19 protein-coding genes are annotated in these 22,475 nt (G+C 70.1%); 9 read left to right on the top strand and 10 right to left on the bottom strand.

The genetic code is table 11. The features are described 5' to 3' along the window. Positions 1 to 15: 15 nt before the first annotated feature. On the bottom strand, positions 16 to 168 hold the full coding sequence (locus tag OV208_RS39360; protein WP_267579119.1) for a hypothetical protein: 153 nt from the start codon (positions 166 to 168) through the stop codon (positions 16 to 18). 142 nt (positions 169 to 310) lie between these two features. Continuing rightward, the gene (locus OV208_RS39355; protein WP_267579118.1) at positions 311 to 781 is read right to left on the bottom strand and encodes a hypothetical protein; all 471 of its coding nucleotides are present in this window, start codon (positions 779 to 781) and stop codon (positions 311 to 313) included. 220 nt (positions 782 to 1,001) lie between these two features. Between OV208_RS39355 and OV208_RS39350 the strand changes: the two genes are divergently transcribed. The 4 genes from OV208_RS39350 to OV208_RS39335 all read left to right on the top strand — a co-directional run bounded on the left by OV208_RS39350 (position 1,002) and on the right by OV208_RS39335 (position 6,507). Continuing rightward, a complete protein-coding gene (locus OV208_RS39350) occupies positions 1,002 to 1,871 on the top strand; it encodes an energy transducer TonB (RefSeq protein ID WP_267579117.1) in 870 nt (289 codons plus the stop codon). Positions 1,872 to 1,893: 22 nt separating this feature from the next. Then, positions 1,894 to 3,183, top strand: a complete 1,290-nt coding sequence (locus OV208_RS39345; RefSeq protein WP_267579116.1) for a PepSY-associated TM helix domain-containing protein — start codon at positions 1,894 to 1,896, stop codon at positions 3,181 to 3,183. A gap of 344 nt (positions 3,184 to 3,527) precedes the next feature. Beyond that, positions 3,528 to 5,786 (top strand): TonB-dependent receptor, encoded by a 2,259-nt coding sequence (locus OV208_RS39340; protein ID WP_267579115.1) that lies wholly within the window; start codon positions 3,528 to 3,530, stop codon positions 5,784 to 5,786. A 40-nt stretch (positions 5,787 to 5,826) separates the two neighbouring features. Continuing rightward, positions 5,827 to 6,507, top strand: a complete 681-nt coding sequence (locus OV208_RS39335; protein ID WP_267579114.1) for a Fe2+-dependent dioxygenase — start codon at positions 5,827 to 5,829, stop codon at positions 6,505 to 6,507. A gap of 4 nt (positions 6,508 to 6,511) precedes the next feature. On the opposite strand, the gene OV208_RS39330 is transcribed toward OV208_RS39335, so the two are convergent. Beyond that, positions 6,512 to 6,976, bottom strand: a complete 465-nt coding sequence (locus OV208_RS39330; RefSeq protein ID WP_267579113.1) for a universal stress protein — start codon at positions 6,974 to 6,976, stop codon at positions 6,512 to 6,514. 140 nt (positions 6,977 to 7,116) lie between these two features. On the opposite strand from OV208_RS39330, the gene OV208_RS39325 reads away from it, so the two are divergent. Then, the gene (locus OV208_RS39325) at positions 7,117 to 7,989 is read left to right on the top strand and encodes an SDR family NAD(P)-dependent oxidoreductase (RefSeq protein WP_267579112.1); all 873 of its coding nucleotides are present in this window, start codon (positions 7,117 to 7,119) and stop codon (positions 7,987 to 7,989) included. Between the two features lie 7 nt (positions 7,990 to 7,996). On the opposite strand, the gene OV208_RS39320 is transcribed toward OV208_RS39325, so the two are convergent. The 7 genes from OV208_RS39320 to truD all read right to left on the bottom strand — a co-directional run bounded on the left by OV208_RS39320 (position 7,997) and on the right by truD (position 16,706). Then, positions 7,997 to 8,791, bottom strand: coding sequence for a trypsin-like serine peptidase (locus tag OV208_RS39320; RefSeq protein WP_267579111.1), 795 nt, complete (start codon positions 8,789 to 8,791; stop codon positions 7,997 to 7,999). Positions 8,792 to 9,068: 277 nt separating this feature from the next. Then, positions 9,069 to 10,556: an FAD-dependent oxidoreductase gene (locus OV208_RS39315; protein ID WP_267579110.1), complete on the bottom strand. Its 1,488-nt coding sequence runs from the start codon at positions 10,554 to 10,556 to the stop codon at positions 9,069 to 9,071. Continuing rightward, entirely contained in the window at positions 10,553 to 11,899 is a 1,347-nt protein-coding gene (locus tag OV208_RS39310) for a 2Fe-2S iron-sulfur cluster-binding protein (RefSeq protein WP_267579109.1), read from the bottom strand. Before OV208_RS39310 ends, OV208_RS39315 begins: the two co-directional genes overlap by 4 nt. Positions 11,900 to 12,109: 210 nt before the next feature. Continuing rightward, a complete protein-coding gene (locus OV208_RS39305) occupies positions 12,110 to 13,612 on the bottom strand; it encodes a polymer-forming cytoskeletal protein (RefSeq protein ID WP_267579108.1) in 1,503 nt (500 codons plus the stop codon). 8 nt (positions 13,613 to 13,620) lie between these two features. Next, positions 13,621 to 14,121 (bottom strand): hypothetical protein, encoded by a 501-nt coding sequence (locus OV208_RS39300; RefSeq protein ID WP_267579107.1) that lies wholly within the window; start codon positions 14,119 to 14,121, stop codon positions 13,621 to 13,623. Further along, positions 14,118 to 14,708 (bottom strand): RNA polymerase sigma factor, encoded by a 591-nt coding sequence (locus OV208_RS39295; protein ID WP_267579233.1) that lies wholly within the window; start codon positions 14,706 to 14,708, stop codon positions 14,118 to 14,120. Before OV208_RS39295 ends, OV208_RS39300 begins: the two co-directional genes overlap by 4 nt. Before the next feature lie 78 nt (positions 14,709 to 14,786). Further along, positions 14,787 to 16,706, bottom strand: a complete 1,920-nt coding sequence (gene truD / locus OV208_RS39290) for a tRNA pseudouridine(13) synthase TruD (protein ID WP_267579106.1) — start codon at positions 16,704 to 16,706, stop codon at positions 14,787 to 14,789. A 72-nt stretch (positions 16,707 to 16,778) separates the two neighbouring features. Between truD and OV208_RS39285 the strand changes: the two genes are divergently transcribed. The 4 genes from OV208_RS39285 (at position 16,779) to OV208_RS39270 (ending at position 22,462) form a co-directional block, all read left to right on the top strand. Continuing rightward, positions 16,779 to 17,714 (top strand): hypothetical protein, encoded by a 936-nt coding sequence (locus tag OV208_RS39285; protein WP_267579105.1) that lies wholly within the window; start codon positions 16,779 to 16,781, stop codon positions 17,712 to 17,714. Between the two features lie 127 nt (positions 17,715 to 17,841). Then, the gene (locus OV208_RS39280; protein ID WP_267579104.1) at positions 17,842 to 19,512 is read left to right on the top strand and encodes an adenylate/guanylate cyclase domain-containing protein; all 1,671 of its coding nucleotides are present in this window, start codon (positions 17,842 to 17,844) and stop codon (positions 19,510 to 19,512) included. Positions 19,513 to 19,525: 13 nt separating this feature from the next. After that, a complete protein-coding gene (locus OV208_RS39275) occupies positions 19,526 to 21,970 on the top strand; it encodes a serine/threonine-protein kinase (protein ID WP_267579232.1) in 2,445 nt (814 codons plus the stop codon). Positions 21,971 to 22,072: 102 nt separating this feature from the next. Further along, entirely contained in the window at positions 22,073 to 22,462 is a 390-nt protein-coding gene (locus tag OV208_RS39270; RefSeq protein WP_267579103.1) for a hypothetical protein, read from the top strand. Positions 22,463 to 22,475: the final 13 nt, after the last annotated feature.

The following is a 22,475-nucleotide window of genomic DNA, read 5'->3' as shown; positions in this document are numbered from 1 at the left end:
GAAGTTAGGGCGGGCTCAAACGCAGCGCTCCAGGGCGATGGCCGCGCCGATGATGACCAGGCACAGCAGGGCGCTCCACAACAGGCGCGCGCCCTGCCACTGGTCGTGGGTGGCTCCACCCGGGGTCGGCGGGGTGGGGGTGGGGTCGGAAGAAGGGGACGAAGACATTGAAGCGGCCTCTCGCGCCTGCACAAGCAGGCGCGATGAGAAAGGTGCGATGGGTGGAAGAAGGGCCCGCCTGCCTGGGCTCCTGAAGGCACACCGGGAGCCTCACGGTCACGGGCCCACGAAAAAGAAGGGTGCGCGACGCTCAGCCCGTGACGGGGGGGCCCTGGGCCGGACAGTTCACCGTCCGGGGGCGGTCCGCCAGCGGCGCGAGCCGGGACGGCAGCGCCTGGGCAAGCAGGCTGTGGGCCCGCGCGAGCACCTGGGCGTCGTAGCGCGCCAGCAGCGCGCGCAGGGAGTCCAGCCGGGGCACGAACGGCGGTGTCGTGCGGTGGCTGACGCCGCCGGGGTCCACCTGATCGCGCGAGGCGGGCACCGGCGTGCCCACCGGGTCCTCATGGAGGAGGCCCGACACCCAGCGCGCGCCCTTGCCGGAGGGCGTGCGCGTCACCGTCGGGGCGCGGGAGGTTTCCACCCGCGCCTGTCGGGGGGCGTCGAAGGAGGGGCCCGTCAGCCCCAGGAAGCCGGCGAAGGCCACCGCGCACACCACCGCCGCCAGGGCGATCCTGGTCTCTCGGAGGGCTTCACACCCGGAGGTGGCGGGGACGGTCGTCATCAAGAAGGGGGGTGGGTCATCGCTCCGGGGTGCGACAACCCCTGGCAGCGGAAAACCGTGCCAGCGGAATGCCTTTATACGCACTCAAGCTCCCAATTACCCCGGAAAATCATGCCCTTGGCGTCGAAATGGTCCCGACTTGACGCGCCGGGATGTTTTCAGCCCGGCTACAGATTGACGTTCCCACCTTCCAGGGGGTATTTGCTCTCACACCGTGAAAATGAGAACCATTCTCAACTTCGACGATGGGTTGGACACGGGTCCCGTGCGCCCCCAGGCCTCGGGTGCCCGCATCAACGAGGTGCGGGTGTCCGGTGGGCTGTTCCTGTCGGCGGATGCGACGGCGGAGGGGGCCTGGGGACGGTGGGGTGGTTCGGTGGTGGCCGCGACCGTGGCGCACGTGGTGGCGCTGGCGGTGGGGCTGACGCTGGCGGGCCGCGAGCCCCCCGCGCGGGTGAAGCCTTCGGAGCCGGAGCTGGTGCTGATGGCGTACGCGCCGCCCCCGCCGCCGCTGGGCGGAGGGACGCAGGCGCGGCAGGCCCGCTCGGAGCCGGTGAAGCCCCTGGCCCGCAGGCCGCGCCCGGTGAAGCAGGAGCTGATGGTCCCCGTGAAGGTGCTGGAGCCGGTGAAGGAGGAGGTGCCTGCGACGCCCGAGGAGGTGGCCCCGGATCCTTCCCCGGCGGTGGCCGATGCTCCGGTGGGGCCCGGTGTTCCGCAGGGGGTGGTGGGTGGTGTGGAGGGCGGCACCGTGGGCGGGCTGGCGGGAGGTCGCGTGGGCGGGCTGGGCGCGGCGCCGGCCATCTTCTCCCCCCGGGAAGTGATGAAGCTGCCGGTGCTGCTCGACGGCAAGCCGGACTACCCGCGCCGGGCCCGTGAGGACGGCATCACGGGCGTGGTGATGGTGTACGTGGTGATTGGCGCGGATGGGCGCGTGGAGCCGGCCTATACGCGCATCCAGCGCTCGGTCCCCGGTTTGGACGAAGCGGCCATCGAATCCGTTTCACGCTGGCGCTTCTCGCCGGCGCTGGGACACGACGGGCGCCCGGTTCGCGTCAAGGTCGTGATCCCCGTGAAGTTCGCATTGAAGTGACCTGCTCGAAGAGACGCACACCATGAAGCCTGGCCTCCTCCGAAACGTCCTCTTCTGGATCCACCTGGTGTCCGGTCTCACCGTCGGACTCGTTGTCGGGGTGATGTCCTTCACTGGCGTGGCGATCGCGTTCGAGTCGCAGATCGTCGACTGGGCGGACCGCGAGGCCCGTCACGCGGCGCCGCCGCCTTCCGGCACGCCCCGGCTGTCCGTGGACGCGATGGTCGCGAAGGTGAAGGAGGCGCGGCCGGGTGCGCAGCCCACCGCGGTGACGCTCTACCCAGAGGCGGACAGCGTGGTGGTGGTGGCCACCGGGCGCAACAGCGCCGTCTACGTGCACCCCTTCACCGGCGAGGTGCGCGAGCAGGGGGCGCAGGGCTGGCGCGCGTTCTTCAACACCATGGAGGACGCGCACCGCTGGCTCGCGGTGTCGGGCGACCAGCGCCCCATTGGCAAGGCCATCACCGGCGCGAGCAACCTGGCCTTCTTCTTCCTGGGCGTGACGGGCCTGTTCCTGTGGTGGCCGCGCAAGTGGGCGCTGCGCGCCATGCGGCCGACGCTGTGGTTCCGCGGCGGGCTCAAGGGCAAGGCGCGCGACTTCAACTGGCACAACGTCATTGGCTTCTGGTCGCTGCCGGTGCTGCTGGTGCTGACGGTGTCGGCCAGCGTGATTTCCTACAAGTGGGCCACGAATCTGGTCTTCACGCTCACGGGCAACCCGCCGCCCAATGCGCAGGGGCCCAATGTTTCACCGCCAGTGCCCGTGCCCACGCCTGCGCCCGGCACCGCGCCCCAGGAATTGGATGCGCTCTTCGCGGTGGTGATGAAGCAGGCGAAGCCCTGGGAGACGCTCACCTTGCGGTTGCCCACGCCGCCGCAGGGGAACTCAGGGGGCGGTCGGCCCGAGGGTGGCCCGCGCGCGGAGGGTGGGCCCGGAGGCCCAGGCGGTGCCGGGCGCGGCGGTCCGCAGGCAAGCACCTTCACGGTGCGCGAGCAGGACCGGTGGCCGCTGTTCTCGTCGGTCCAGGTGTCACTGGATCCGTTCACGGGACAGGCGCTGCGCACGGAGACGTACGCGGACTTCAACAGCGGCCGCAAGGTGCGCACGTGGCTGCGCTTCCTGCACACTGGCGAGGCGCTGGGGTGGGTAGGTCAGCTCATCGCCGCGCTCGCGTCGTTCGGCGCCGTCTTCCTGGTCTACACCGGCTATTCGCTGTCCTGGCGCCGGTTCTTCCCGCGCCGCCGGACCCAGACCACGACACCGGCCGCGGCAGTCCCCGAGTCCCCGGAGTCCAAGACACACGCTGCCTGAGATTCCCCTCATGAAACACAATATCCGGGATTGGCCGGGTATTGTGTTTGTGAGAGTCCCCTCATGAATCACATCCACGGCCCGGACCGCGCGAGCGGCTCCGGGCCGACGCATTTTCACTCCCAGGCGTGTGGCATTCGAACGCCTGATGTCTGGCAGTGCTGGGTTTGCCCGGCGACCTCAATCACAGCTCTTTTGGGGAAGAAATATCTTGTCACATGTAACAGGGTCCTGCATATGAGAATCATTCTCATTTAGCCGCACCACTCTTCCCGAGGGGACCCGTGTCCACAGCCAAGCCCGGTCGTTCTGCAATCCGCTCATCGAATGGAAACCCTGGAGGCGTGCGCGGCGCGCTGTGGCCCTGGGGGCCCGCGGTGGGACTCGCCTCCGCGCTGGCGGCGGGTGGGGCGGTGGCGCAGGAGGCCCCGGTGGCCGCCGAGCCCGCGGCGCCCGTGCAGGAGGCCCGTCCGGTGGAGGGCGCGACTCCCGCTGCTGCGGAAGCTCCGGTGACGGGGGCGGAATCCACGGCGCAGGGCGGGGACGACGTCTTCGTCCTGCCCACGGTGGAGGTGGAGGGCGCGGCGTCGAAGTACAACGCGACGGAGGCCAGTCTGGCGCGCCTGCCCCGGCCGCTGGTGGACACGCCGCAGACCATCACGGTGGTGCCGGAGCGGGTCATCCAGGAGCAGCAGGCGACGACGCTGCGCGACGCCCTTCGCAACGTGTCCGGCATCACGGTGACGGCGGGTGAGGGTGGCCGGCAGGGTGATTCGTTCTCGCTGCGCGGCTTCTCCGCCCAGACGGACACGCTGCGCGACGGCGTGCGTGACCTGGGCTGGTTCACCCGCGACACGTTCAACCTGGAGGGCGTGGAGGTCTACTTCGGCCCGTCGTCGGTGCTCTTCGGCCGAGGCTCCACGGGCGGCGCCATCAACCTGGTGACGAAGAAGCCGCGCAAGGGGTCGTTCCAGAACCTGCGGCTGTCGGGCGGCACCGCGCCGTCTGGCCGCGTGGAGGCGGACGTCAACCACGAGGTGTCTGATCGCATCCAACTGCGCGTGAGCGCGACGGGGCAGTTGGCGGACGTGGCGGGCCGCGACGTCGTCACGGAGAACCGGGCGGGCATCGCGCCGTCCGCGCGCTTCCAACTGGCGGACAAGGTCGCGCTGGAAGTGGACTACTTCTACCAGCACGAGAACAGCGTGCCGGACTACGGCCAGCCGTACTTCAACGGCTACCCGGTGTCCGTCACCCTGGGCGTGCCCCGGGAGAACTTCTACGGCGTGAAGGACTCCGACGTGGAGCGCGTGAACGTCCACATCGGCACGGCGCGCGTGCTGGCGGACCTGGGCAGCAACCTGAAGCTCACCAACACCCTGCGCTACGGCGGCGTGGACCGCTTCGCCCGGCCCACCGCGCCGCGCGGCCTGACGCCGGCGGGTGCTCCGACGACCATCGGACGGCAGCGCTTCGAGACGAACAACGACAACACGTACCTGGCGAACCAGACCGACCTGCGCGGCGTGTTCACCACCGGCTTCCTCAAGCACACCGCCAACGTGGGCCTGGACCTGTCGCGTGAGCAGCGCAGTCAGGACCGCAACAACCTCACCGCGGTGGGCCTGCCCACGGGCCCCAACCTGCCCGCGGACCTGTACAACCCGGACCACAACCCGGACCTCTCCGCCGTCAGCCGCGTCTTCGGGTCCTCCAACGAGAGCCGGCAGGTGAACCTGGGCGTGTACGCGTCCGACCAGGTGCAGGTGGGCCAGTACGTGGAGCTGTTGGGGACCCTTCGCTACGACAGCCTGCACAGCGACTATTCATCCACCAGCGCCGCGGGTGAGACGACGCCGTTCGAACAGGAGAACGGCCTGTTCAACTGGCGCGCGGGTGTGGTGCTCCACCCGGTGGCGAACACCAGCGTCTACGGCATGTACGGCACGTCCTCCAACCCGAGCGCGGAGCTGGCCACGCTGGCCAACGACACCGTCAGCCTGGATCCGGAGAAGAACGAGACGTTTGAAATCGGCGCCAAGTCCGACGTCATCGCCGAGCGCCTGAGCATGAACGCGGCCGTCTTCCGCACGAACAAGAAGAACGCCCGCGTGCCTAACAGCGATCCGGAAGGGCCCGCGACCATCCTGGAGGGCAAGCAGCGGGTGCAGGGCTACAACATCGGCGTCGCGGGTTCGCCCGTGCGTGGCTGGAACGTGTTCGCCAACTACACGTTCCTGGACGCGAGCATCCAGGAGCACACCAACGACTTCCTGGAAGGCCAGCGGCTGGTGAACACGCCCAAGCGCAGCTTCTCGCTGTGGACCACGTACGCCATCCTGGAGAACCTCTCCGTGGGCGGCGGCGCCGTGTTCCAGGACGTGGTTCCGGTGAACAACCCCGCCAACGCGACAGTGCTGCTCTCCAAGGTGCCCAACTACTGGCGCTTCGACGCGTTCGCCAGCTACGCGTTCAAGAAGGTGGACCTGCAGCTGAACGTCTACAACCTCACCGACAAGCTCTACTACGACTCGTACTACGGCGGTCAGGCCGTGCCGGCGGAAGGCCGCTCGGCGGTGCTGTCCGCGAACGTGCGGTTCTAGCCGCGCGCTCGGTATGGGCCGGGCGTGGGAGGATGTCCTCATGATGGTGCACATCCCGCAGGTACTCACGCCCGAGCAGGTCGTCCACTGCCGCGCCGTCTTCCAGAAGGCGGCGTGGGAGGATGGCCGCGCCACCGCGGGCAGCCAGTCCGCGCAGGTGAAGAAGAACCTCCAGCTTCCCGAAGGGAGTCCCGCCGCGCGGGAGCTGGGGGACCTGGTGCTCTCCGGCCTGGAGAAGAGCCCGCTGTTCATCTCCGCCGTGCTGCCCCAGCGCGTCTTCCCGCCGCTGTTCAACCGCTACGAGTCGGGGATGGACTTCGGCTCGCACGTGGACAACGCCATCCGGCCGCTCGCGGGCACGTCGCTGCGCATCCGCACGGATGTGTCCGCGACGCTGTTCCTGAGCGAGCCGGACAGCTACGACGGCGGGGAGCTGGTGGTGGAGGACACGTACGGCAACCACTCCGCGAAGCTGCCCGCGGGGGACCTCATCATCTACCCGTCCACCAGCCTGCACCACGTCACGCCGGTGACGCGCGGCGTGCGGCTGGCGTCGTTCTTCTGGGTGCAGAGCATGGTGCGGGATGCATCCCAGCGCGCGCTGCTCTTCGACATGGACACGTCCATCATGCAGCTCACGCGCGAGGTGCCCGGGAGCCCCGCGCTGGTGATGCTGACGGGCGTGTACCACAACCTCCTGCGCCAGTGGGCGGAGCCCTGAGGGCCTAGCTCTCCGGCGTGACGTGCAGCGTGAGCACCGGGCACGCCGCGCGGCCCACCACCTTCTGCGCCACGCTGCCCAGCAGCATGCGGGTGATGCCCTTGCGCTGATGGGTGCCCATCACGACGAGATCGTATTTGCCGCGCTCGGCCTCCTCCAGCACCACGTTGGCCGCCTCGCCAATCACCACGCGGTGGGACAGGGCCACGGGCGCGCTGCTCTCCAGGGAGCGCAGGAGCGCGGACAGCTCCTTGCCCGCGGTGTCGCGCGCCATCGTCTCCAGGGACTGTGCGTCCCACCCGGGTGAGGCCACCAGCAGGTCGGGCGCCACGTACTGCGGCGGCTCCCAGGCGTGGATGATGTCCACCGTCGCCCCGAAGGGCCGCGCGAGCTGCAGGGCATACTCCACGACGGAACGGGACCCGTCCTTCAGGTCCACCGGCACGAGGATGCGTGAAGGGCCAGCCATGGATGTCCTCCTCCCAAGGTGCACAACAGGGCACGTCCGCCCGCCCTGAGGGCGAGCGGCCGGTCGCGGGATGTTGAGCAACGGAGCAGGCACGCAGGTCCCCCTTGGCGTGGGCAACTTTCCACCCGAGGTTCACCCCCATGCGCCCTCCCATCGACAACGGTACCGTGCTCATCATTGGCGCCGCTGGCGGCATCGGCCGCGAGCTTGCCCGCCTGCTCTCCCCCCGCGTCAGGACCCTGGTGTTGGTCGCGCGCGAGGTAGAGGCGCTGAAGGCCCTGCGCGAGGAGCTGCTGCTGCGCAACCCCACCCTGGGGGTGATGCTGCGCGCCTGCCGGCTGGATGATCCCGGCGCGGTGGACGACCTGTTCGCGCACCTGGAGCGCAACTTCGTGCGCGTGGACGTGCTCATCAACAACGCGGATCACTCCTCCAGCGGGCTGTACGCCGACGAACGCTGGAAGCGCATCGAGGAGCTGGTGCACGCCAACGTGCTGGCCCCCGCCATGCTCACGCACCGGCTGCTGGGGCCCATGCTGGAGCGGGGGCGGGGAGGCATCCTCACCATCGGTTCGGGCGCGGCGCGCCTCTTCCTGCCGGGCGCGGTGACGTTCGCCGCCACGCAGCGCTTCCTGGATGGCTTCAGCGAATCCCTGCGCCTGGAGGTGAAGGACGCGGGCATCCCCGTCACCTTCGTGGCCGCGGGGCCGCTCGCGATGGAGCCCGCGCTGGACGAAGAGGTGACGCCCTTCTTCCAGCTGTCCCTGCGCCAGTGCGCCCGCGAGTCCCTGGCGGGCTTCGAGCGGGGGGAGGCGCTGGTGTACCCGGGCCTGGGGCACCGGTGGATGATGCGGCTCTTGCGCCTGCTGCCGCGCTCCTTCAAGCGGGGCCTGGGGCGACTGGCCCTGGGCGGCCTGCGCAGGAAGCTGCTGCTTTCGCCTTCCGGGCCCGGAACGCACGAACCCCCCAGGCCGGTGCTGCTGGCCCAGGGGGAACCTTCGTCCGCGACGTGAGGACGGACTACAGCCCGATCTCCGCGAGGCGGGCCTTCACGCGCGTGGCCTTCACGCCGGTGTTGGCCGTGCCGCGACCCTGCGAGTTGCCGCCGACGCCGATGTGGTGCAGCGCCACCACCTGGTTCGTGGACGTGGAGATGACGGGCGAGCCGGACGAGCCGCCCAGCGTGTCCGCGTTGTAGGAGATGTCCGTGGTGCTGTAGTTGCCGTTCAGCACGGAGCCCGGCGAGGACTTCTTCGTCGGCACGCAGGAGGGCGTCGTGTAGTAGTCGCAGTTCTGGTTGACGACGTACACGGACGCGTTCGTCGCCGCGTTGGTGCTGGAGACGGCGAGGAAGCCGTACACCGCGCCGGGCAGCTGACCGTTGACGGCCGAGCAGCGCAGCGCCGTCATGTCATCGCCGCTCCACGTCTTGATGAACGTGGCGCACGGGTACCAGATGCGCGAAGCGGACGCGACGTTGTCCTCGTAGTTGAACGACACGCGAGCGCCCACCGCGTCCGCGCTGCTGCCAACGCAGTGGTTGTTGGTGATGATGACGTCGTTGGAGACGAGCCACGCCGTGCAACGGCTGCCCACCGCCGGGATGGAGAGGTAGCCCACGGCCTTGGACTTCGCCAACTGCGTGCCCGTGAGGGACGTGGAGCTCACCCAGTTCAGCGTGCCCACGATGACGTTGGATTCCTGCGACGCCAGCGGACCGTTCGGCTCCGCGTCCGGCAGGTCCTGCGGGTCCATGGAACCACACGCCGTCAGGCCCATCACCAGCATCGCACCCACGAGCTTCTTCGCGACCACGGGAACCTCCTTCGCGCTGCATTGCGCGGCGCGAAGGGCAAGGCACGTCGCGTGCCAAGGGGTGTCCCAGAGGGAGCCCGCCACCCCGCCGCCCCAGGGGTGGTGCGTGGATGCTCCGTGCAACCCGGTTGCGTTTGTAAAGAAACGTCACATCCCCGGGCGAATCCCCAGCCATCCCGGGGGCTTACGTGTATTTCAAGGAGTGCCGCTTTTACGGACAACCAGTCCCGCCCTGTTGTCCCAAGCGGAGACAGGGCGGGGTGGGCGCCGGGCCCCTCTATCCGATGATCATCTCCTCGCGCTCCAGGGTGCCGCTCTCGAAGCGGCGGAGGTTGAAGCGGGTGAAGAGTTCGTCGGAGGTGCCGGAGGTCATCCACTGCGCCATCCGCTCCGCGACGGCGGGGGCCATCATGAAGCCGTGGCCCACGAAGCCGGACATCTGGAGCAGGTTGTCCAGGCCGGGGGTGCGGCCGAGGATGGGGTTGTTGTCCGGGGTGACGTCGTAGAGGCCGCCCCACTGGCGCAGCACCTTCACCTGGCCCACGTTGGGGAGCTGTTCGGTGAGGGCGCGGGCGAAGCGCGACACGAAGCGCAGGGTGCTGCCCATGTTGGGGCCGGCGGGCTCCTTCGGGTCGCCCATGCCGCCCACGATTTCGCCGCGCATGGACTGGCTGAAGTACAGGCCCGTGTCGAGCACCGACACCAGCGGCGACAGGAAGGGCTTGAGCGGTTCGGTGCTGAGGATCTCGTGCCGGTGCGGTTCGTTGGGCAGGGCCACATCCGCGAGCTTCGCCACCTGGGGGCTCCACGCGCCGGAGGCGAGCACCACGGTGTCGCAGGCGATGTCGCCCCGGTCCGTCTTCACCTTGCGCACCTGGCCGTTGCTCGTCTCGAAGCCGGTGACGTTGGTGTACGTCTCCACCTTCACGCCGCGCTTCACGCTGCCCTGCGCGTAACCCCACAGGAAGGCCCAGGGGAAGATGACGCCGTCCTCCGGGTTGTAGGCCGCGGTGAGGCAGTCCTTCATCGTCAGGCCGGGGACGATGTCGCGCGCCGCGTCCGCGGTGATGATGCGCGTGGGCACGCCGTACTTGTTGTGCAGGACGGCGTTCTTCTCCAGCCGCAGCGCCGTGTCCTTGCGCTTGGCGAGGAAGAGGTAGCCACCCTGGCGCAGCCACACGTTGACGCCCAGGTCGCGCGCGAAGACCTTCATCAAGTCGATGGAGCGCTTGGCCAGCTCGATCAGCGCCGGGGTGCCCCACTGCATGCGCACGCCGCCGCCGTTGCGGCCGGACGCGCCCGCGCACAGGTAGCCGCGCTCCAGCACCACCACGTCCGTCTCACCGCGCAGCGCCAGGTTGTACGCCAGCGCCAGGCCCATGATGCCGCCGCCGATGATGACCACCTTCGCCTTCCGCGGCACCGGGCCCTGGGGCCGCAGCGCGGACGGGAAGTGCTCCAGCTCCTGGGGCACGCCGCCCATGGGGGGCACGGATTCGTCCACCGGGGCGCTCGCGAGCAGGCGCAGCTCCGTGGGGTACAGCGGCGGGCGCGGCGTGAAGGGCACCACCGCTTCGGACTTGAGTGCCTTCGACTTCTGGAGCAGCGCCGCGACCGCGGAGTGGCAGCTCTTGCCCTGGCAGATGCCGGTGCCGAAGCCGGTGAAGCGCTTCACCGACTCCACGTCCTGGTAGCCCCGCTCCAGCGCGTGTTCAATGTCGGAGACGGTGACGTCCTCGCAGGTACAGACGAGCGCCTTGCTCATGACAGTCCTCCCAGCAGCGCCTGCGCCGCGCGCTGGCCCATGGCCGCCGCGTCCTTCGCCGTCCCCACCTTCGCCACGTCGCCCGCGACGAACACGTCCGCGGCCTGCGTGCGTCCGTCCGCGTCCGCGTCCACGCGGAAGTGGCCCGCGTTCGCGTCGAACTCCACCTTCGCGCCGCCCTGGCGCGCCAACTCGAAGCCCGGCGTCACCGGCACCGACACGATGATGGCGTCACACGCCACCTTCTGCTTGCGGCCGCCCTGGGGCGTGAAGCTCAGCGCGCCCACGCTGCGCAGGCCGTGCGCCTTGAGCCCGTCGCCCACGCACGCCTTGGGGTGCGCGTTCGCGGGCAGCGGGCCCTTCAGGTCCACCACCGCGGCCACCTCCACACCCCGCTGGGACATCCAGTCCGCCAGCGCGTGCAGCTCCGGGCCGTGGCCCACCAGCGTCGCGACCTCCGGGGCCACGTCATGGCGGCGCAGCAGCAGGCTCGCCGCGCGGCCCGCGAACACGCCGGGCAGGTCGTTGTTCTCGAAGGGGAGGGTGGGGGGATGGCCGCCCACCGTGAGCAGGAAGCGCTCCGCGTAGACCTTCAAGAGCCGCAGGCCTTCGGGCTCCTGCGACGCCACCGCGAGGTAGCGGCCGTGCTCGTCGTCGTACAGGCCCAGGACGGTGGCCCGCCGGAGCACGCTGCCCTGCGGGAACGCGGTGGGCTCCGGCACGAAGGGCGCTCCCTCCTCCGGGGTGCCGTGGATCAGCCGTCCGCCCAGGTTCGCGTCGCGCTCCAGGAGGAGGAAGGGCACGCCCTTGCCGGCCAGCACGCGCGCCGCCTCCAGGCCCGCAGGGCCTCCGCCCACCACCGCGACCCGGATGTGGATGGTGCGCGAGGGCAGGGCTTCGGGGCCGGGCTCCTTCGGCAACAGGCCCAGGCCCGCGAGCTGCCGGGCCACCTTCGCCATCACGTCCTCCGCGATGGGGACGCCCGCGAACATCTCGTGGTGGTCGAAGCGCTTGGGGAAGAACCAGTCGATGGTCGCGAAGATGTCCACGTTCGCGGAGGGGTACGCGTTCTGCCGCTCCAGCCGCATGCCTTCCTTCGCGGGCGTGCGGCACGTGTAGACGTTGGGCAGACCGTCCACGCGCATGAGGCAGTGCGAACAGGCCGCGGCGAAGCAGAAGGGCCCGCGCGGGCGGTGGTACTTCACGGAGCGGGAGAGGACGTTCTCGCCCGCGGCGATGAGGGAGCACGCCACCGGCTCGCCTTCGATGGCGGGGATGCTCTCGCCCTCGAGGTCCACGGTGATGGCCCTGCCGCGCGGGGTTGCGTCTGGGAGGCGTCGCATGGGTGCCGCGCAAAATGGCGCACCGGACCCGGGCGGTCAAAGCCTGTCGGCGTCCGCTCGCTCCCCGTCAACACCTCGCGCCGACAGCCCAGGTGATGGCGTGTGAGCGCGGCACTTGTTGGAGAAGGAAAAGCCCCACTCCCGGTGCGCGGGGAGCGGGGCTTCCTTGATGCGGTGTGGCAAACCCTGTCGGCCTTGAGGCCCGGTGCGTCAGACGGGCGCTTCGTCCCGGGGGAAGATGGGCTCCGGCATGCCCCGGGGGCGGTAGCCGAAGCGGGTGCGGATGACCGCGCCGAACGCCAGCGGGGTGAGGAAGAGGTTGAGCAGCACGCCCAGCACCGGGATGTGGCTGATGAGGAGCAGCACCCCCAATCCCAGGGCCAGCACCACCGCCTGCGTCTTGCGTCCACGCATCACCGGCAGCCGCGTGCCCAGTTCGCTGGCGACGGCCGCGTACCCCAGCGCCGTGCCCAGCATGGAGGCGACCAGGAGGGCGAACGCCACCGGGATGCCGATGAGGGTGATGCACAGGACGATGGTCAGCGGGATGAGCGCCAGCGTGCCCACGAACCCCACCAACACGTTCTGGCCGGGGCGGCTGCGGATCTCCTCGCCCAGCTCCTTCATGCGCGCCGGGAAGAACATCTGCCCCAGGAAGCCCAGCCCGAAGAGCAGCGCGAACTGGAGGATGAACGACGCCAGTCCGCCACCCCCATTGCCACGGTCGTCGTCATCGTGGTCCGAATCCGAGGGATCCACCGCCGCGCCAGGGTTGCGCGCTTCCGTCATGCCGCGCTTGATCTCCCCGGCCACCATGCGGCCCAGGCCCGCGCCGCCGAAGGACTCCAGGCTGCCCTCCACCTTGGCGCCGTCCGCCTTCTGCACTTGGCCGCCAAAGGCGGACACGTCGCCTTCCACCTGTGCGTCCGGGCCCAGGATGACGTTGCCGCCGAAGGCGTGCGCGTCACCCTCCACGTGGCCGTGGATCTCCAGGTTGCCGCCGAAGGCGACGGCGTCGTCCTCCACCGTGCCGCGCACGATGAGGTTGCCGCCGTACACGACCGCGCTCTCCACGGACTCGCCCTGCTTCACCTCCAGGTTCTGTCCGCGCGCCACCACGTCCCGGGTGCCGCGCCGGCCCCGCTTGTTCTTGAAGCTGTCGCGGAAGTCGCGGATCTCCTCGCGCACGCGCTGCTTGGCCTCCTCGGCCTGCTCCTTCGCGGCCTCGGCGTGGGCGGTGGCGGCGGCCTCCTCCAGCTCCGCGGCTTCCTCGGCGTCCACGGGCTCGGGTGGAGCCGGCGGCGGCGCGGCGGCCACCATCGGAGGCACCGGCACGGCGGGCGGGGCGACGGGGGCGTTGCCGGCCGAGCCGGCTTCCTTCTCCCGGGCGGTGAGCGGGCGCAGGGTGAAGATGGAGCCGTCCTGCTCCAGGTGGAGCGAGTACGCGCGGGCCACCGTGCGCAGGGCCTGCTCGGCGCCAATGCCGCGCAGGCGCACCTCCGCGGGGGTGTCCAGGTCGCCGGTGACGACGAGGTTCAGGCCGCCCTTCTCCGCGATCGTCTTGAGCGCGTCCCGCAGGGAGCCGCGGAAGCTCACGTCGATGGTGCGCGTGGGCGCGGTGGTGGCGGAGGGGGGCGCCGGGGGCCCTTCCGCGAGCGCGAGCGGGGCGCCGAGGAGGAGCGTGGGGAGCAGCAGTCGGGGGAGGATCTTCATGGTCACGCTCAGGCTTCGGAGAGGGACGGAGGAGGGGAACCGACGAGCCGCTTCAGCCCGAACAGGGAGGACAGGACGACCACCGCGATGAAGCACGCCACCGCCACGCCCGCGGTGCTCCAGAGGGCATGGGCACCGCTGAACAGGCCTTCCACGAACGCGCGGCTGTTGCCCACGGTGGAAGCGAAGCCGGTGCCGAAGCGACCGAGCGCCTGGTCGCTGGAGAAGAGGAAGCCCAGCCCCGCGCCCAGGGACGTCAGCAGGATGGCCAGCCCCGTCCACACCTCGCGCCGCTGGGGGACGGGGCTTTCGGCGACGCGGGCCATGATGTTGACGACCAGCGACGGGGGCGGCAGCGGATCCGCCAGCCGGAACAGGTCCTGCTCCAGCAGTCGGTGGTCTTCCATCCGCGCGGCGCAGGCTTCGCACTCCGCGGCGTGGTCCAGGCCGGGGCCTTCACCCGCCTCCAGCTCCGCGAACAGGACTTCCAGGTCGGGGCAGGGGCTCATCGGATCTCCTCCTCTGCGGGCGTCATCTTCTTGCGCAGTTTCTCACGGGCCCGGAACAGCCGGGCCATGATGGTCCCGGGCGCGCAGCCCATGATCTGCGCGATCTCCTTCGTGGTGCGCTTCTGGACGTAATAGAGGGCCAGCACTTCACGGTCGTCCACGGAGAGCGTCTCCATGGCGGCCTCCAGCGACAGCCGCTCCTCGCGCGCGATGGCGCCGTCCAACTGGGACGCCTCGTGGCTGGGGAGGACCTCCTTCATGGGCTCCAGCTCTTCGGTGCGCACCTTGGTGCGGCGGCGGAGCAGGTCCAGGCAGAGGTTGCGGGTGATGGCGAGCACCCAGAGGTCGAACGGGCGCGCGTCGTCGTAGCGGTGCAGGTTCTGGTACGCGCGCAGCAGCGCTTCCTGCGCGACCTCCGCCGCCTCCGAGTCGTTCTGCAGCAGGCGCAACGCCAGGCCGTACACCGGGCGTTGCACGCTGCGAACGAGGGCTTCGAAGGCGGACGGGTCCCCCTTGCGGGCGGCCTGCACGTCCGCTTTCCAGGGGAGCGGAGCGGCGTCCTCAGCCATCAGCATTCCGATGGCCATGGGCAGCGAGTCGAGGGCAAGAGCGTTCACGCCTTGTCCTACGGGCGTCGCGGCAGGCCATTGCGACGCCCCCCGACATCACTTCCTCTTCTGTTTTTTCACGGACTTGGCCGCCGCAAGCCGCTGTTTTTCGGCCTTTTCCACCCGGGCCTCGGCCTTCACGTCCTTGCGCTTCTGCTGCTTGGCGCGGAAACCCAGGGGGATCTCCGGCTCCGGCACGGGCGCGGCGGTGAAGGCGGGCGGGGGAGCAGGCGCTCGGGCCGGACGCGCGGAGCGCTCATCCCGGCGGGGCGAACCCGTCCGCTCAGCCCGGTCGGACCGGCCTTCGGGGGCGGAGGCAGCGTCGAGTCCCCGGGGAGGCCGGGCCAGCCGGCCGATGCGGCTGGGCGGGCGGGCTTCCTTGCCGGGAGCCTCCTCGCGGCCAGGCGTGCCGAAGCGGCCGGCCTTGCGCTCCGTGCCGGACCGCTCATCGCGGCTGGAGGCCCGCTTGGGGGCGGACGCCACGGGGGCGCTGTCGCTGGCCGTCTCCGTCGCGGCGTCGCGGCTGGCGGCACCGGGACGGGCGGGACGGGCGGGGCGGGCGTGCGGGGCCGGACGTTCAGGACGGGTGGGAACGTTGACGCGTTCGCCACGGCCGCCCGGACGCGGATCCCGGCTGGTGGCGCGGGCGGGCGCGCGGGTGCTGTGGCTGGCGAGCGTGCGGTGGCGCGACGGGCCCTCGGCTTCACGCTTCGCGGCCTGGGCCTCCTCGACGTGGGCTTCGGCCCGTTCGGTGGCGACGAGGCGCGGACGCTGCGACGCGCGCACTTCGTCCTTCGTGTCCTCGGTGTACTCGAAGTGGAACAGGCGCTTGATGACGAGCGTGGCGTATGCGCCCGGGGGCAGCGTGAAGGCCACGTTGACCTTGATGTCGCCCCGGTTCACGTCGTCGTTCTGCGTGCGGCCCACGACGAGCTTGTGCGGGTGCATCAGCAGCGGGCGCTGCTCTTCCTTGAAGTAGAGCAGCCGCTCCGCGTTCTTGATGCGCAGGTCGGAGAGCTTGAGCTTCTCCCGGCCCACCACCCACGCCATGGCCTCCGCCACCTTCGGGTCGCTGAAGGTGGAGTCCGGCCCGACGAGCGGGAACGTCGCCTCGCGCAGCGTGTTCAGGACCTCCGGGCTCGCGTCCCGGAAGTGCAGCAGCGTGCCGGCCTGGTAGCGCATGGGGAACATGTGCTCGCGCGGCAGCAGCAACTGCAGGTAGCGCCGGACGCCCTCGTTCCAGAGGAAGCTCTGGTACTCGAAGAGGATCATCGCCCGGTAGTCCGAGTCGATCTGCAGGAACGCCCGCATCCAGTCGTTCGGATGGTCGCGCAGCGAGCGCAGGATGCGGTGGTACTTCTTCGCGCCCTCGAAGGGCACGCGCGCGTCCCACTGGCCCCAGTTGTCGCGCCAGAAGCCCTTCACCTTGGCGTCCTCGGTGCGATCCAGCTCCGAGGGACGAGCGAAGTAGTTGTGCAGCGCGGCCTCGAAGTCGCCCCGGATGATGTCCTTGGCGATGAAGCCCTGGCCATGCTTGAGCGCGCCGAAGCGCTGGCTGTCGAAGTAGTTCACCACGCCCAGGCGGTTGACCTCGGCGGTGGCCAGGTTGAGCGGGGCCAGCGAGTCGTGCGTCAGGGCGCGCACGGTGACGGAGAAGCGGTTGGAGGTGATGTTGCGCGCCGACAGGGCCTTGTCCGTCCGGCCCAGGAACTTCAGGCGGAGGTCGGGCTCCTGCATGTCGACGTCAGCGCCATCCACCGCGATGATCTGCTCGGTGCGGCCCTGCTTGTCCTTCAGGCCGCAGTAGCTGATGGAGCCCGGCTTCAAGCCGAACTTCGTAATGAGGCGGTTGACCGCGTCGAAGGTGGACAACTTCTGCTTGTCCATGAGGTAGACACGATGCCGCCCATTGGCGGCTTCGTCGAAGCGGTAGGACTCCTTCACGGAGAAGTCCTCGGGTTTTTGCTTGATTCGCACGACAGCCCCCTTAGCAGCGTGGACGCGCGGATTGAAGCGTTCACACCCGAAATGGGCTTAACCTGCAACCCCATGAGATCTCTTCCCGTCCTGCTCCTGTTGGGACTCGCCGGCGTCACGGTGGGCTGTGCCACCCCCCTTTCCACGATGCAGACCGCGAAGACGCTGTCCCCAGGCCAGGTCCAGGTGACGGGCAGCATGGGCGTGTTCGTGCCGGTGGGCACCCTCGTGGACGTGGTGGACGTGGGCATCGACCAGGGGCGCGAGGCGAGGGACGCCATCGAGGAGGGCCGGCCCTACAACCTCTCCGAGGAGGATCAGCAGCGCCTGCTCACCGCCGGCATCGCCCTGGTGGTGGCCCCGCCGGGCGTCAACCCGGAGCTGATGGTGCGGGTGGGCATCGTGGACGGGTTGGACCTGGGTGGGCGCTTCAGCGGCAACTCGCTGCGCTTCGACGGCAAGGTGCGACTGGCGCACGGCGGCGAGGCGAAGAACCGCTCCTACGACCTGGCCCTGGGGCTGGGGGTGTCCAAGCACCTGTTCTCCGGGGCGGTGCTGGACGTGCTGGAGGTGGTGCGGTTGGGGGACTTCAACCGCTTCGACGTGGAGGTGCCGCTCTACCTGAGCGCCGAGTACGGCGATGTGTTCAAACTCTATGGGGCCCCCAAGTATGTCTACAGCCACACCCGGATGGACCCGCAGCTGGTTGACTTCTCCCAGCAGGGCGCCCCGGTGACGGGCTTCGACGTGAGCCTGCCCACGTCGGTGAGCAGCCACTTCGTGGGCTCCACGGTGGGCTTCGCCCTGGGCTACCGCTACGTGCACGTCTACGCCGAGCTGACGGGCGGCTACGTCATCTGCAGGCCGGACCTCTTCGGGGCCAAACGGAACCTGGGTGGGGTGACCTTCCAGCCGTCCATTGGTCTGGCCTTCCGCTCTCCCGGCGCCCGTCCGCCCGCGTCAGCGGCCCCCGCGGCCCCGGGGACGGTGGCCCCACCTTCGATATGAGCCAGGGGATGAGCCTGGGGACTGACCGGCCGTACAGGGCGCCGGTGGCCCGGAAGGGGTGGGGTGACGCGAGCGTTCCTTTGGGGCGGAGGGCTCTGGTAGTGTCCGGGCCGGTGAGGATTCGCGCGTGAACCAGGCACCCGCCCCATTCCCGCCCAGGTCCGGGTCGCACCCGCGCGGGCCGCACCTGACGGGGCGGTTCGCGGACGGGACGTTGGGGGAGTTTCCCCTGGGGCCGACGACGTCGCTCGGCCGTCACCCGTCCAACACGCTGAGGCTCGTGGACCGCGAAGTGTCCAAGGAGCACGCCACCATCGAGAAGGTGGGGCGGGACTTCGTCCTGCGCGACCTGAACTCGTCCAACGGCACCTTCGTCAACGGGCGCCGGGTGGCGGGGGAGATGCGGCTGCGCGACGGGGACGAGATCGCCCTGGGCTCCTCCCGGCTCGTCTTCCACAACGGCGAGGCCGCGCCCGGCCAGGGCAACCCGCCCACGCTGCCGGGCGTGACGGTGGTGGCCAACGCCGTCTCCATGCCGGCCTTCCTGGCGCAGATGGACCAGGTGCCGCAGAACTTCCGGCCGGCGGAGCAGGTGACGGACAACGCCGCCCTGCGCCGCGACTACGAGAAGCTGCGCATCGCGCATGAGTTCCACCGGCAGGTGAGCCTGAAGGGCAACCAGGCGGACCTGTTCGAACAGATCTTGAAGGTGGCCTTCGAGCTCTTGGCGGCCGACCACGGCGTCATCCTGAAGGTGGGCGTGGAGGGGGAGTTCATTCCGGCCGCGGTGCACCACCGGCAGGGCAAGATGGTGAACGTCATGCTGTCGGACACCGTGCTCAAGCGCGTGGTGGAGACGGGCAAGGCGGTGCTGACGGCGGATGCCATCATCGACGAGCGCTTCTCCGCGGCGGAGAGCATCGTGGCGCAGGGCATCCGCTCCGCCATGGCGGTGCCGCTGATGGTGAACGGCGACATCCAGGCGGTGCTGTTCCTGGACAGCCGGCAGCAGATCAACGCCTTCTCGGAGAAGGACCTGACCATCCTGTCCGGCATCGCCGCGCAGGCCGGCATCGCGCTGGAGAACGCGGCCCTGGCGGAGCAGATCCGCAACGAGGCGGTGACGCGCGCGGAGCTGTCGCGCTTCCTGTCCAAGGCGGTGGCGGACGCGGTGATCAACGGCGGCACGGAGGACTTGCGCCAGAGCCGGCTCGCGGAGGTGAGCTGCCTGTTCGCGGACATCCGCGGCTTCACCACCCTGGCGGAGAGTGATTCTCCGCAGGAGGTGGTGTCGATGCTCAACAGCTTCTTCACCGCGATGGCGGACGTGGTGTTCCGCTACGAAGGCAACCTGGACAAGTTCATCGGGGACTGCGTGATGGCGGTGTGGGGTCCGCCCTCGTCGCATCCGGATGATCCGGGCCGGGCGTTGAGGGCGGCGCTGGAGATGCAGGACGCGGTCACGGAGCTCAACCGGCAGCGCGTGCTGGACGGCAAGAAGCCCATTGAAGTGGGCATTGGCGTCAACACGGGACAGGCCGTCGTGGGCTACATGGGCAGCGCGGAGCGGCACGAGTTCACCGCCATTGGCGACACCGTCAACACCGCCTCGCGGCTGTGCGGCATCGCCAAGAGCGGCGAGGTGCTGGCGTCGGAGGCGACGGTGCGCAAGTCAGGGCCGGGCTTCGACGTGGAGGAGCTGCCGATGCTCCAGGTGAAGGGCAAGGAGAAGGGCGTGCAGACCTTCCGCGTGCACGGCGCGGAGCTGACCACCTCCACCTCGCGCAAGGTTCGCTGAAGCCATGCGCGCCATGACCACGACGCAGTCGTGCCCCAACTGCGGCACGGTGCACGACACCCGGGTGTACGTGAGCGGCCAGAAGGTCGTCTGCCGCTGCGGCATCCGGTTCGAGGTGCGGCGCGCGGACGTGTCCAGCATCCGTCCGGCCGACGCGTCGCTCAGCAAGCCGCCTGTCCACAGTGACGAGGAAACAGGTGTCGCGGTGACGTTCGTGCCGCGCACGGTGGGAAATCCACCGGTGTCGATGTCACCTTCCGCCGATCCAGGTGTCGGGACGGACAGGGAGGACAGCAGGTTGGGACGTGAGACGGATCCCTACGGCGGACCTGCGGAGGCAACGGCCCTGGCCGGGTCGCCTTCGCTGTCCGTGCGGGCGGAAGCCGTCTCCGATTCCCCGGGGGAAGCCGAGATGAACGTCCTGCGACCGGATGGCGTGGCGAAGTCGGGTGAGGCAGAGGTTCCCGGAGGCGTCGTTCCGGCCCCGGTGGATGGCCTCTCCGGGCACACGTCCGGGGTCGCGCTGCCGGCGTCGGACCCCCAGGCCCAGGCGCTGGACGCGTCGGCGGACGGGGAGGGGGCCACGGTGGTGCGTCCCCAGGCGGCCCGGCCCCGGCCCGCGGTGGACACGGCCGTGCGCCAGATCGAGAACGCGGAGACGGTGCTGACGGGCGCGAAGCCCCAGTTGCCGGGCCTGGAATTGCTGGAGGTGCTGGGTCGCGGCGGCATGGGCGAGGTGTGGCTCGCGCGCCAGCAGTCGCTGGGCCGCACGGTGGCGGTGAAGGTGCTGCCGCCCCGGCTGGCGAAGGACGCGGAGTTCGTGTCGCGCTTCGACAAGGAAGCCACGGCGCTGGCGGCCCTGAGCCACCCGCACATCGTGCAGATCATCGACCGGGGCGTGCAGGGCGAGCACTACTACTTCGTCATGGAGTACGTGGAGGGCCAGTCGCTGCGCCACGCGCTGAGCGGCGCGGAGCCGATTTCGCCCCAGCAGGCGCTGAAGGTGCTCTTGCAGGTGACGCGCGCGGTGGAGGCCGCGCACGAGAAGAACATCATCCACCGCGACCTGAAGCCGGAGAACATCCTGTTGGATGGCCGGCTCAACGCGAAGGTGGCGGACTTCGGGCTCGCGGGCATCCGGCAGCCGGACTCCCAGAAGCAGCTCACCGCCACGTCGGTGGCCATGGGCACGCTCAACTACATGGCCCCGGAGCAGCGCCGGGACGCGAAGAACGTGGATGGCCGGGCGGACCTCTTCTCGCTGGGCGTGATGATGTACGAGGCGCTCACCGGCGAGCTGCCCGTGGGCCGCTTCAAGCTGCCGTCCCAGCGCGTGCGCGGCCTGGATCCGCGCCTGGATCCGGTGGTGGAGCGCCTGCTGGAGACGGACCGCGAGGCCCGCTACGCCACCGCCACCGAGGTGTGCGAGGCGCTGGAGTCCCTGGTGTCCGCCTCGTCGTCGCCGCACCAGGCGGTGCCCGGGGCGGAGCTGGCGCGCGTGCGTCGCGCGGACATCGTCCCCGCGGGGCAGGCGGCCCCGGGGGCGGAGAGCGTCCTCCTGGAGAAGTTCAACGCGGGCTGGGGCCGGGTGCGCACGGGCCTGTCCGTGGTGGGGGGACTCGCGCTGCTGGGCTTCGGGGTGCGCGCCTTCGTGGGGCCGGTGAGCCTGCACCTGGGCCAGGACGACAAGTACGTCATCGGCACGCAGGGGCTGAAGGTGAAGCCGGGCCAGGCGCAGTGGCCGGCCAACACGGAGGGCGAGGTGTTCTCCGACTTCACGCTGGCCCCTCCCGCTGGCAGCGGCACGGCCTCCACGCTGAAGGTGGGCTTCGGCCAGGGCACCGAGGAGATCAACGTCCACAGCGGCACGTGGCGCATGGTGGATGGCGAACTGCAGGCCATCCAGGGCGGCATGGAGACGGACGGCAACAAGCTGGTGCCGCGCGCCTACCTGGCGCACCGCTACTTCACCAGCGACGACTTCACGGCGGAGACGCTGATGGACGTGAAGCCGCTGGGCCGTGAGTACCTGGTGGAGGAGGACGCGCAGCACTTCGGGGAGCTGGCGTTCCGCATCCGCGACGTGCAGGTGTCCGTCTTCGCCATCCCGGACGTGGGCATGCGTCTGTCGTGGCGCTACATCTCCGCCGAGGACGGGCGTGAAGTCGTGGGCAACAGCGCCGAGGACGCGCGCAACCTCGTCGGTGACGAGATGCCGCTGCCCCGGCAGGGCCCGTTCCTGGTGCGCCTCCAACTGCGCAAGCAGAAGAACGGCGTGCGCGCGGACGCGTTCCTCAACAACAAGCTCTTCGCCACGAAGATGCTCCCCGGCTTCGAGGGCCGCGTGGGCAAGCTGGCGCTGGGGTGCCGCAACATGAAGTGCACCTACGACGACCTGAAGGTGTCGGGCACGCTCCAGGCGCGTCCGGTGCGCAAGGTCGCCACCGGCGGCGAGTAGCCGCCCGCTCTCTTCGAGGGGCTTGCCGCCCCGTTCTCCCGTTCCCACCTTGCTCCCGCCGGGCTCCGTGTCCTTCAGGGGCCCGTGGGGCGGGGGTAGGGCATGGGCGAGGACCTGGGTCGCATCCTCTGGGTGCCGGCGTGCGCGGCGGGCCTCGCCGTGCTCCTGCTGGCGGTGTTCACCCTGGGACGGATGTCCGCGCGGGCCCGGCCCCGCTGGCTGCTGGCCGGCTTTGGCGCGCTGGCCCTGGGCCTGGTGCTCTTCGTCCCGTGGCCTCGCGACGAACCCCTGGTGCGCGTGTCGCCGGACGTGCTCGTCAAGGCGGTGGGTGGGGCGCTGCTGGTGCTGGCCGCGGGCGTGTCGGCGCTGGTGGTGCTGGGGGACGAGGCCATGGGCACCGGGGGCGTGCTGTCCCGCGGGGCCTGGAAACACTGCGCGGCGGCCGGGGGACTGTCCCTGGCCGCCGCGTTCATGCTCGCCCGGACCCTGTGAGGGGTCCGGACGC

Source organism: Corallococcus sp. bb12-1, assembly GCF_026626765.1.
Taxonomy (GTDB): Bacteria; Myxococcota; Myxococcia; order Myxococcales; family Myxococcaceae; genus Corallococcus; species Corallococcus terminator.
The sequence above is the reverse complement of the archived record's forward strand: the minus strand, read 5'-3'. Positions and strand labels throughout refer to the sequence as shown.

What these genes read in the sequence shown, in the direction of transcription:
- OV208_RS39360 (WP_267579119.1), bottom strand. Translation starts at nt 168, where the DNA reads ATGTCTTCGTCCCCTTCTTCCGACCCCACCCCCACCCCGCCGACCCCG.
- OV208_RS39355 (WP_267579118.1), bottom strand. Translation starts at nt 781, where the DNA reads ATGACGACCGTCCCCGCCACCTCCGGGTGTGAAGCCCTCCGAGAGACC.
- OV208_RS39350 (WP_267579117.1), top strand. Translation starts at nt 1,002, where the DNA reads ATGAGAACCATTCTCAACTTCGACGATGGGTTGGACACGGGTCCCGTG.
- OV208_RS39345 (WP_267579116.1), top strand. Translation starts at nt 1,894, where the DNA reads ATGAAGCCTGGCCTCCTCCGAAACGTCCTCTTCTGGATCCACCTGGTG.
- OV208_RS39335 (WP_267579114.1), top strand. Translation starts at nt 5,827, where the DNA reads ATGATGGTGCACATCCCGCAGGTACTCACGCCCGAGCAGGTCGTCCAC.
- OV208_RS39330 (WP_267579113.1), bottom strand. Translation starts at nt 6,976, where the DNA reads ATGGCTGGCCCTTCACGCATCCTCGTGCCGGTGGACCTGAAGGACGGG.
- OV208_RS39325 (WP_267579112.1), top strand. Translation starts at nt 7,117, where the DNA reads ATGCGCCCTCCCATCGACAACGGTACCGTGCTCATCATTGGCGCCGCT.
- OV208_RS39315 (WP_267579110.1), bottom strand. Translation starts at nt 10,556, where the DNA reads ATGAGCAAGGCGCTCGTCTGTACCTGCGAGGACGTCACCGTCTCCGAC.
- OV208_RS39310 (WP_267579109.1), bottom strand. Translation starts at nt 11,899, where the DNA reads ATGCGACGCCTCCCAGACGCAACCCCGCGCGGCAGGGCCATCACCGTG.
- OV208_RS39305 (WP_267579108.1), bottom strand. Translation starts at nt 13,612, where the DNA reads ATGAAGATCCTCCCCCGACTGCTGCTCCCCACGCTCCTCCTCGGCGCC.
- OV208_RS39300 (WP_267579107.1), bottom strand. Translation starts at nt 14,121, where the DNA reads ATGAGCCCCTGCCCCGACCTGGAAGTCCTGTTCGCGGAGCTGGAGGCG.
- OV208_RS39295 (WP_267579233.1), bottom strand. Translation starts at nt 14,708, where the DNA reads ATGGCCATCGGAATGCTGATGGCTGAGGACGCCGCTCCGCTCCCCTGG.
- OV208_RS39285 (WP_267579105.1), top strand. Translation starts at nt 16,779, where the DNA reads ATGAGATCTCTTCCCGTCCTGCTCCTGTTGGGACTCGCCGGCGTCACG.
- OV208_RS39275 (WP_267579232.1), top strand. Translation starts at nt 19,526, where the DNA reads ATGACCACGACGCAGTCGTGCCCCAACTGCGGCACGGTGCACGACACC.
- OV208_RS39270 (WP_267579103.1), top strand. Translation starts at nt 22,073, where the DNA reads ATGGGCGAGGACCTGGGTCGCATCCTCTGGGTGCCGGCGTGCGCGGCG.